The following is a 9,383-nucleotide window of genomic DNA, read 5'->3' as shown; positions in this document are numbered from 1 at the left end:
GACCACCCCCCGACGACCCCCGAGGAGCACACGCGCATGACACCCAGCGCCGGACCTCCGGGGACGCCCGCACCGTCCTCGGTCCGCCCCCGCGTCCTCCTCGCCGACCGCGGCGACCCCCTGGTGGGGGCCCTGTCGTCGGCCATGCGGGACCGTTTCGACGTCGTCGCCCAGCTCGACACCGAGCTCTCCCAGCCGGAGCGGCTGCTGGTCGCGGCCACCACCTTCCGACCCGACCGGGGGCGGTGGGCGGAGCGGTTCTTCAAGAGCAACCTGGGCGTCACCCTACGCAGCCGCCGGGCCCGGGCCGGGATCGCCGGCGAGAGTGTCGACGTCGTCTTCCAGACCCACGCCCTCTTCGCGACCTCCGACCCCCGCACGGTGATGTACGTCGACTGCACCCACCGGCAGTCCATGGAGCAGTGGCCCCAGTGGAACCCGCTGCGAGGACGCGCCCTGGACCGCTGGCTGGCCCGCGAGCTGCACCAGTACCAGCAGGCCGCCCACGTCTTCGCCTTCTCCCAGGAGACCGCCGACTCCCTCGTCGAGCAGTACGGCGTGCCCGAGGAGCGGGTGAGCGTGGTCGGCGCCGGCGTGAACTTCCAGCAGCTCCCGGTCCTCGGCCGCCCCCGCACCGGCCCGCCCACCGTCCTCTTCGTCGGCAACGACTTCGAGCGCAAGGGCGGTGCCCAGCTGCTGGAGGCCTTCGCCCGGCTCCGCCGCCGGGTCCCGGAGGCCCGCCTGCGCGTCGTCGGCACCCCGAGCCACGCGCCCGCCCAGGACGGGGTCGAGCACCTCGGCCGCGTCGAGGGCCGGGGCGCGATGTCCGCGCTGTACGCCGAGGCGGACGTGTTCTGCCTGCCGTCCCTGTACGACCCGTTCCCCGGCGTCCTTCTCGAGGCGATGGCACACGGCCTGCCGTGCGTCGTCACGCCCACCTGCGGGGTCCCGGAGATCGTCGAGGACGGCGTCACCGCGCTCACCGTGCCGCGCGGCCCGTCGACCGTCGACGACCTGGCGGCGGCCCTCGAGCGTCTCCTCCTCGACCGCGCCACGGCCACGGCCATGGGCCGGCGAGGCAGGCAGCGCGTGGAGGACCGCTTCACCTGGGCGCACGTCGTGGAGCGCATGGCGCCCACGCTCGAGCGCCTGGCCGACCAGGAGGCGCGCCCCCGCACGACCCCGAGCAGCACCACCCCGTCACCACCCACGATCCCGCGGCCGCCCCGGCGGCCGTCCGTCCCGTCATTCGCCACCACCCGAGGAGCCCGACCATGACCCAGACCGAGCACCGCCAGCCCGCCACGCTGACCTCCGAGCGCCCCTGGGGCGCGTTCGAGCAGTTCAGCCTGAACCAGACCTCGACGGTCAAGATCATCACCGTCGAGCCGCACAGCCGCCTCTCCCTGCAGCGCCACGAGCACCGCAGCGAGCTCTGGCAGGTCCTCGACGGTCCGATGGACATCGAGGTCGACGGGAACAGCTGGACCGCCCAGCACGCCGAGCTCGTCTGGGTGCCCGCCGGTGCCACGCACCGGATGGGCAACTCGGGCGACGAGCGCGCCCGCATCCTCGAGGTGGCCTTCGGCCACTTCGACGAGGACGACATCGAGCGTCTGCAGGACGACTACCGACGCTGACCCCCGCACCCCCCAACCACGCCACCACGCCACCACGCCCTGAGAGGAGCCCCATGACCGAGACACTGACCCCCCGGACCGATGCTGCGGACGACCAGCGGTCCGGGCTGCGCAAGGTCGCGGCCCTCAGCGCGTCGCTCGTCGGCACCTACGCGGTGACCAGCGCGCTCGGCATGGTGTTCTGGCTGATCGCCGCGCGCCAGTTCCCGATCGCGTCCGTCGGGGTCGCCGGCGCCGCGGTCTCGACCATGCTGCTGCTCGGCACCCTCGGCACCTGCGGTCTCGGCACGCTGCTGATCGCACGCCTGCCGCTCACCGACCAGGGCCGGCGACGGGTGCTCGTGCGTACCGCCCTGGCGGTGGCCGCCGCCGGTGGTCTCGTGCTCGGCGCCGTCGTCCCGCTCGCCGCGATCATCCTGTTCGGCGTCGCGGACCTCCGCTCGATCACCGGCACCCCGGGCACCGCCACCCTCTTCGCGGTGGGCTGCGCCCTGATGGCGGTCTCCATCGTGGTCGACCAGGCCGTGCTCGTGATCGGCAACGGCAACCTGCAGCTCGAGCGCAACACCCTGGCCAGCGCCGCGAAGGTGGTGGCCCTGATCGGGCTCGTCCTGCTCGGTGAGACCGGCGGCATGGCGATCTTCCTGGCCTGGACCCTCGGCACCCTGGTCACCCTGCCGCTGGTCGCCTGGCGCACCCGCGGCGGACGCGCCCTGGCCGACCCCGGCACGCTGCTGGACCGCACGACCCTGCGCGGCCTCGGCGGCCAGGCCCTCTCCCACCACTCCCTGAACACCGCCCTGCAGGCACCGCTGCAGCTGCTGCCGCTGCTGGTCCTGATCGGCGTCTCGGCCCAGAGCAACGGCGTCTTCTCCACCGCCCTGCAGGTGACCGGCGTGATCTTCGCGCTGCCCTTCGCGATCGCCGTGGCCCTCTTCGCCTCGGCCCGGGGCAGCGAGCGCGACATCGTCGACCGGATGCGGCTCACGCTGCCGCTCAGCCTCGCCATCAGCGTCGCGGCCAACCTCGTGCTGTTCCCGCTCGCCGGCTTCGTGCTCTCCCTCTTCGGCGCGGAGTACTCCGCCCAGGGCGTCGAGGTCCTCCGCCTGCTCGCCCTGGCCGGCCTCCCCATCGTCGTCAAGGACCACTTCGTCGCCCTCCGCCGGGTGCAGGGCCGCACCACCGAGGCCACCGCGGTCCTCGTGGTGATGGCCGCCTTCGAGCTGGCGGCCGCCGCCATCGGCATGGCCCTCGGTGGCGTGGTCGGGCTGTGCGCCTGGTGGCTCGGCGCCCTGGTCGTCCAGGCCCTCGTCCTGTCGTGGCCCCTGCTGTCCGCGGCCCGGCAGCGCCACGCCCCGCCGACGGCCCCGCCGACGGCCCCCGACACGGCCCCGGACACGGCCCCGCACGGGATCCCCCACGACCACACCACACCGATCCACGAGGACCCTGTGCCACTCCGCCATGACGACACGCTCCCCCCGCACCTCGCGGACGGCAGCGGCGCCGAGGACGAGCACACGTCGTCGGACGCCGCGCCGCGCGGCCGCGCACGCCGCGCCGCGGACCTGGTCGGCGCCGGCCCCGCCCTGGTGCTGATGACGCTCGGTCTCCTCCCGATCGCGCTGGCCGTCACGCGGTCCCGCGACTCCGGCAGCGGCAGCACCGCGCTCGACCAGGGCCTCTACGTCGCCGGGCTGGTGGTGATCTTCGCCCCCGCGGCCGTCGGCGTCCTCCTGCCGCGCGTCAGCACGGCCACCCGGGTGATCCTCGCCGTCGCGATGATGGTGCTGCTGCAGCTGACCCGGTGGGTCGTCGACCCGGTGCGGTTCGTGCAGCACAACGAGCTGATCCACCTGAACGGGCTGCGCCAGATCGAGCAGAGCGGCACGCTCTACAACGACAACCCGTTGCTGCCCGTCACGTCCTTCTACCCGGGCCTGCAGGTCCTCGCCGACGCCGTCCACGACCTCACCGGGCTCGGCAACCACGTGAGCGGCATCGTGGTCCTGCTCGTGGTCCGCGTCGTGCTGGCCCTGTCGGTGCTCCTGGTCGTCGGCTGGGTGACCCGGTCGGCGCGCATCGGCGCCGCCGCCGTCGTCGTCTACGCCTGCAACCCGCAGATGCTGGTCTTCAACGCCACCTTCAACTACCAGTCGCTCGCCCTGCCGCTCGCGGCCTTCGTGGTGTACCTGGTGCTGAGCCGGCGACGCGGCTCCCGGTTCGCGCTCGTCCCCGCGGTCCTGGCCCTGTGGGCCGTGATCGCCTCCCACCACCTGACCCCGCTCCTGCTGATCGGGGCGTTCGTGGTCTGGGCGCTCGTCGAGCTGGTCCTGCGGCGCGGACGGCCCTCGTCGGTCGGGGCGCTGCTGGTCATGGTGGCGGCCGGCGTGGTCGGGTTCGGCGTCACCCTGCTCAACCCGGGCAACCCGCTGCTGGGCTACCTCGGCGAGATCGCGAACAGCTCGATCGGCGCCGTCACCCAGGTCGCCGGCGGCGGCGAGTCACGCAAGCTCTTCCAGAACTCCGCCGGCGTGCAGAGCGCCCCCTGGGAGCGCTACGCCATCCTCGCGTCGCTGGTCATCACGCTCGTGGTGCTCCTGGTCTCGGTCTGGCGCGCCCGCGTGCTCCTCCCGGCCCGCAACGCGATCGTGGTGCTGCTGCTGGCCATCGCCCTGGTCTTCCCGGTGATCCCGGCCAGCCACCTCACCGTCGCCACCGCCGAGGTCGGGGACCGGTCCGCCGGCTTCGTCTTCTTCGGCGTCGGGTTCGTCGTGGCCTGGTGGATGTGGCAGCGGCCCATGCGCCTGAGCCGCGCCTGGGTGCTCGGCCTCGGGGCCAGCGTCGTCTTCGTCGGGAGCATCGTGCTGGGGTCCGGCAGCATCACCAACCAGCTCCCCGGCCCCTTCCGGGTCTCGGACGACGCGCGCACCATCGACGCCGACAACCTGTCGGCCGCCGACTGGATGGCCGAGAACCTGCCCGACGACAGCGTGGTCTACGGCGACCGCGTCGGCGGCCTCCTCGCTGCGGCGTACGGGGACCAGTACGTCGTCCGCCACGTGAGCACCCGCATCGACGCCTCCCGGCTCCTGCTGGACCCGGAGTTCGGCCCCGAGGACGTCGCCCTGGTCCAGGAGTCGGGCATCCGGTACCTCGTCGCCGACCGCCGCAACGCCAACGGGCTGCCCAACCAGGACGTCTACATCGAGTCCGGGGAGTTCGGCGAGGACGGGCGTACGGAACCGGTCCCCGCCGCCGCGCTGAGGAAGTTCTCCTCCGTGCCCGGCGTCGACGCCATCTACGACAACGGCTCGATCGTCATCTACGACCTGGGAGCACTCGATGCGAACTGACCTCCTCTGGCGCGCGGCCCTGCCGGCCGCCGCCCTGATCGCCCTCGTTGCGGACGCCCCCCAGCCGCTGACCGGTGGCCTGGCCCTGGTCGGCCTGGCCCTGGCCGCCGACCGCCTCACGCGACTGCGCGGCGCCGGGACCACCGACCGCGTGCTGGTCGGTGTCGGCGGCACCCTGGTGGCCCTGGTGCTCACGGGGATGCTGCTGGGCTCCACCGCCCTCGGGCTGAGCCCGACGACCTGGGTGGTCGCGCTCGCCGTCCTCAGCGTGTCCGCGCTGGCCCTCGCCGCCGTCGTGCCCGCCCGGGCGGCGGACGGCGGGGGCCCGGGGTCCGGGCCCGCGGACGCGACCGGCCGACCCGGCACGCACCGGGCCGGGGCCCTGGTCCCGTGGCTCGGCGTGGCCGCGGCCGTCGTGGTCGTGTCCGTCCAGATGACGGGGTCGTCGCTCACGGCGTCCACCGCGGCGCCGGTCGAGATGTCCCTCGGCGAGGTCTCCGGCACGTCGGTGGAGGTGGTGGTCAGCTCCACCGATCCCATCGGCCCGCTCGAGGTGCGCACGTCCGCCGACGGCAACGAGGTCAGCTACCCGCTGTTCAGCGTGGGCGAGGACGACACGGTCACCACCACGGTCTCGCTCCCCACCACCGGCCGACAGGTCGTCACCGTGTCGTACGCCGACCAGACCGACCCCCTCCGCACCCTGATCCTGGACAGGTGATCCCGTTGCCCGAGCACAGCACCGCGCGTCCGCGCGTCCTCATGGTCGTCCAGCGCTTCTTCCCCGAGATGGGCGGCATCGAGACCCACGTCGCCGAGGTCGCCTCGCGGCTCGCCGCCGCCGGGGAGTTCGACGTCACCGTCCTGACCACCGACCGGAGCGGCCGCCTGGCCCGCGCCGAGGAGCGGGACGGTTACGCCGTCCTGCGCCGCCGCTCGTGGCCGGCCGAGAAGGACTACTACCTCTCCCCCGGGCTCGCCGCGGAGGTCGCGCGCGGCGACTGGGACCTGGTGCACGTCCAGGGCGTGCACACGTTCGTGCCCCCGCTGGCGATGGCGGCCGCCCGGGCCACGCGGACCCCGTACGTCCTGACCTTCCACAGCGGCGGCCACTCCTCGGCGGCACGCCGCCGCGCGCGCGGTGCGCAGTGGCGGGTGCTGACCCCGCTGCTCCGCGGCGCCGACCACCTGGTCGCGGTCAGCCGCTTCGAGCGGTCCCACTTCTCCGAGGCCACCGGTATCGACCCCGCAGGTTTCACCGTCGTCCCGAACGGCGGCGCCCTGCCGCCGCTCGCGCTCGACGCGAACCCGCGGCCCGGCCGGATCGTGTCCAGCGGTCGGCTCGAGCACTACAAGGGCCACCACCGTGCCATCGAGGCGCTGCCCCTGGTCCGTCGCCGGATCCCCGAGGCCGACCTGCTGATCCTCGGCGATGGTGAGTACGAGGGGGAGCTCCGCGCCCTCGCCTCGCGCCTGGGCGTCGCCGACGCCGTCGAGATCCGCCACCTCCCGCCCACCGACCGCGCGGCGATGGCCCACGAGCTCGGCACCGCCAGCGTGATGGCCGCGTTCTCGACCTACGAGGCGCACCCCGTGGGGATCATGGAGGCCGTCACGCTGGGACTGCCCGTGGTCGGGTTCGACGTCGCGGGCACCGGCGACCTGGTCGAGGACGGCCTGGTCACCGGCGTCCCGGTCGACGCCTCCACGGCCACCGTCGCCGACGCCCTGACCGCGGCACTGGAGGAGACCGCGCGCCGCCCCGGGCCGCACCGTCCGCGGCCCCTGGACCTGCCCACGTGGGAGACCACCGCCGACGGTGTCGCCCGGGTCTACCGCCAGGTGCTCGCCCGGCGCGGGTCCCGATGACCCCGGACCCCGGCACGCCCCCGACGGCACCCGCCCGGCCCCACCTGGACGTCGTCCACGTCATCGCCACCCTGACCGCCGGCGGCGCCGAGCGGCAGCTGGAGATGCTGACCTCCCACTCGCGCCACCGCAGCCGGGTGGTCGCGCTCTACGGGTCCGGCGGGATCGCCGAGGGCATGCGGGCCCAGGGGCGCGAGGTCCAAGAGCTGCGGGCGGCCGGGTGGCGCAAGGCGCTCGTCCCCCTCACCCTGGCCCGTCAGCTGCGACGCACCCGGCCGGACGTCGTGCACGTCCACCTGCTCTCGGGCCAACTGCTGGGCATCCCCGCTGCCCGTCTCGCCCGGACACCGCTCCTGGTGTCGACCGAGCACTCCCTCATGGAGGACACCATCGAGGGGCGGCCCCACACCTGGTGGCTGCGCCTGCTCTACCGCCTCCTGGAGCGCATGACGACTCACACCATCGCGGTCTCCGACGTCACCGCGCAGCGCCTCCAGCGGTGGGGCGTGCGGCGCGACCGGATCTCGGTCGCCGACCTCGGCGTCGACCTCGAGGCGCTCGCCTTCGACCCGGCCGACCGCCGCGCGGTGCGCGACGAGCTCGCCCTCTCCCCCGGGACCCACGTCATCGGGGCCGTGGGACGGCTCGAGCCGGTGAAGCGCATGGACGTCGTTCTCCGTGCCACCGCGCCGCAGCTGCGGGCGGGCGCCGTCCTCGTCGTCGCCGGCGCGGGGCCGCTCCAGGACGACCTGCAGGCCGTGGCCGTCGAGCTCGGGGTCGCGGAGCAGGTGCGGTGGCTCGGTTCGCGCGACCGGATGGGCGCCGTGCTCAGCGCGATGGACGTGCTCGTCAGTGCCTCCGCCGACGAGTCCTTCGGCATGGCGGTCGTCGAGGCGGTCGCCAGCGGGCTCCCCGTGGTCTACGTCAGCTGCCCGGCGCTCGAGGACCTGCCCGAGCCGTTGGCGCAGTGCGTGCACGTGCCGGCCTCGGGCGACCGCGACGCGGACGCCCGTCACCTCGGCGACGCCGTCGCCGCGCGGCTGGCCGCCACCGGGCAGCAGCGCTGGCCGCTGCCGGCGTCCCTGGACGCCCGCTACGGCGCCCAGGGCGCCGCCGACCGGGTGGACGAGGTGTACGAACGTCTCCTGGCCGACCGCCGTGGCTGAGGCCGGGGTCGCCTCGCGCCGGAGGTCCCGGGCCCTGGTCGTGGCCGTCGTCGCCCTGCTGGTCGGCGCCGTGGCGTTCGTGTCGACCGCGGGCTCGGACACGGCCGACGAGTTCGTGACCCGGGACGGTGCCACCCTCCAGGTCGACGGGTCGACCTTCCGCTTCGTCGGCTTCAACCTGTACGACGCCGCGGCCTCCGACATCTACTCCTGCTCCCCCTCGACCCGGTTGGACGACGCGGGGCTGGACGACGCCATGCGCCAGGTCCGTGACGCCGGGGGGACCGTCGTCCGGTTCTGGGCCTTCCAGACCTACACCGCGGGCGGGACCGACTACAGCGGTGTCGACCGGGTGCTGGCCGCGGCCCGGGAGCACGACCTGCGGGTGATGCCGGTGCTGGAGGACGGCCCCGGGGACTGCTCGACCGGTGAGCCCGGGGTCCCGCTCGCCGAGACGGGCCAGGGCGACTGGTACTCGGCGGGCTACCGCGAGCCCCTCGGCGAGGCCCTCCTCTCCTACCGCGACTACGTCGGGCAGATCACGGAGCACTACCGCGACGACCCGACCATCGTGGCGTGGTCGTTGGTCAACGAGGCCGAGACCGACCGGCGCGACGAGGAGGACCGCACCGTGCTCGTCGACTTCGCCCGGGACGTCTCCGCCGTGGCGCACGAGGCCGACCCCCGACACCTCGTCACGCTGGGCACGCAGTCCAACGGTGCCCCCGGCACGAGCGGTGCCGACTTCGTCGACGTCTACGGGCTGGCCGGCATGGACCTGACCGAGGTCCACGACTGGGGCTTCTACGGCGACGACGAGGCGGCCATGCCCGGGGCGGCGCCGGGGGGAGGGCTCCCCGACCCCGAGCAGTGCCAGGCCCCCGACGCGCAGGTCGCCTGCTCGTTCGTGCTGGCGCGCCAGCTCGGCAAGCCCCTCGTCGTCGGCGAGGCGGGGATCACCGCCGACAGCAGCGACGACCGCGCCCGGAGGGCCCAGCTCCTCGGCGCCAAGATCGCCGCGGCGTTCGAGGCGGGTGCGTCCGGCTACCTGGTCTGGCAGCTGAACCGCAGCGACACCGACGGCTACGGCGTCGTCCTCGGCTCCGACGACCCGCTCTTCGCAGTGCTGGAGGACGCGGGCGGGACCTGGGCGACCGGCCCGTCCTGAACGGCCCGTCCTGAACGGCCCGCCGGGACCCCGCCCACCAGCGTCGCACAGCAACGGCCGCGGCGGGACCGAACGGCGCGGCCGCTAGACACGTCGGCGGGTCGTCGGGCGACCTTCCCGGTTCGCCGATGTCGGGCGGCCCTGCGTGATCGGCTGTCCCGGTGAGCTCCCCCCTCGCCTCCCC

7 protein-coding genes are annotated in these 9,383 nt (G+C 74.3%); all 7 read left to right on the top strand.

All coding sequences use genetic code 11. The annotated features are described in order from the left end of the window. Positions 1-1,278, top strand: a 1,278-nt coding sequence (locus GV155_RS20245; RefSeq protein WP_236554544.1) for a glycosyltransferase family 4 protein, incomplete at its 5' end; no start/stop codon positions are given. Then, positions 1,275-1,640 (top strand): phosphomannose isomerase type II C-terminal cupin domain, encoded by a 366-nt coding sequence (locus GV155_RS20240; RefSeq protein WP_160012115.1) that lies wholly within the window; start codon positions 1,275-1,277, stop codon positions 1,638-1,640. The genes GV155_RS20245 and GV155_RS20240, both read left to right, overlap by 4 nt. Positions 1,641-1,693: 53 nt before the next feature. Further along, on the top strand, positions 1,694-4,996 hold the full coding sequence (locus GV155_RS20235) for a hypothetical protein (protein WP_160012113.1): 3,303 nt from the start codon (positions 1,694-1,696) through the stop codon (positions 4,994-4,996). Further along, on the top strand, positions 4,986-5,717 hold the full coding sequence (locus GV155_RS20230) for a hypothetical protein (protein WP_160012111.1): 732 nt from the start codon (positions 4,986-4,988) through the stop codon (positions 5,715-5,717). The genes GV155_RS20235 and GV155_RS20230 overlap by 11 nt, the downstream gene beginning before the upstream one ends. Continuing rightward, positions 5,714-6,865 (top strand): glycosyltransferase family 4 protein, encoded by a 1,152-nt coding sequence (locus GV155_RS20225; RefSeq protein ID WP_160012109.1) that lies wholly within the window; start codon positions 5,714-5,716, stop codon positions 6,863-6,865. The genes GV155_RS20230 and GV155_RS20225 overlap by 4 nt, the downstream gene beginning before the upstream one ends. Continuing rightward, a complete protein-coding gene (locus GV155_RS20220; protein WP_160012107.1) occupies positions 6,862-8,031 on the top strand; it encodes a glycosyltransferase in 1,170 nt (389 codons plus the stop codon). The genes GV155_RS20225 and GV155_RS20220 overlap by 4 nt, the downstream gene beginning before the upstream one ends. Then, positions 8,024-9,199 carry a cellulase family glycosylhydrolase gene (locus GV155_RS20215; RefSeq protein WP_160012105.1) on the top strand — a complete coding sequence of 392 codons (1,176 nt, stop codon included), beginning with the start codon at positions 8,024-8,026 and terminating at the stop codon, positions 9,197-9,199. Before GV155_RS20220 ends, GV155_RS20215 begins: the two co-directional genes overlap by 8 nt. Positions 9,200-9,383: the final 184 nt, after the last annotated feature.

This window comes from Nocardioides sp. AX2bis, assembly GCF_902506435.1.
GTDB lineage: Bacteria > Actinomycetota > Actinomycetes > Propionibacteriales > Nocardioidaceae > Nocardioides.
Note: the sequence above shows the minus strand (reverse complement) of the source record. Positions and strands in the feature narration are given on the sequence as shown.

Coding starts and splice junctions, on each gene's coding strand:
- GV155_RS20220 (WP_160012107.1), top strand. CDS start 6,862: ATGACCCCGGACCCCGGCACGCCCCCGACGGCACCCGCCCGGCCCCAC.
- GV155_RS20240 (WP_160012115.1), top strand. CDS start 1,275: ATGACCCAGACCGAGCACCGCCAGCCCGCCACGCTGACCTCCGAGCGC.
- GV155_RS20235 (WP_160012113.1), top strand. CDS start 1,694: ATGACCGAGACACTGACCCCCCGGACCGATGCTGCGGACGACCAGCGG.
- GV155_RS20230 (WP_160012111.1), top strand. CDS start 4,986: ATGCGAACTGACCTCCTCTGGCGCGCGGCCCTGCCGGCCGCCGCCCTG.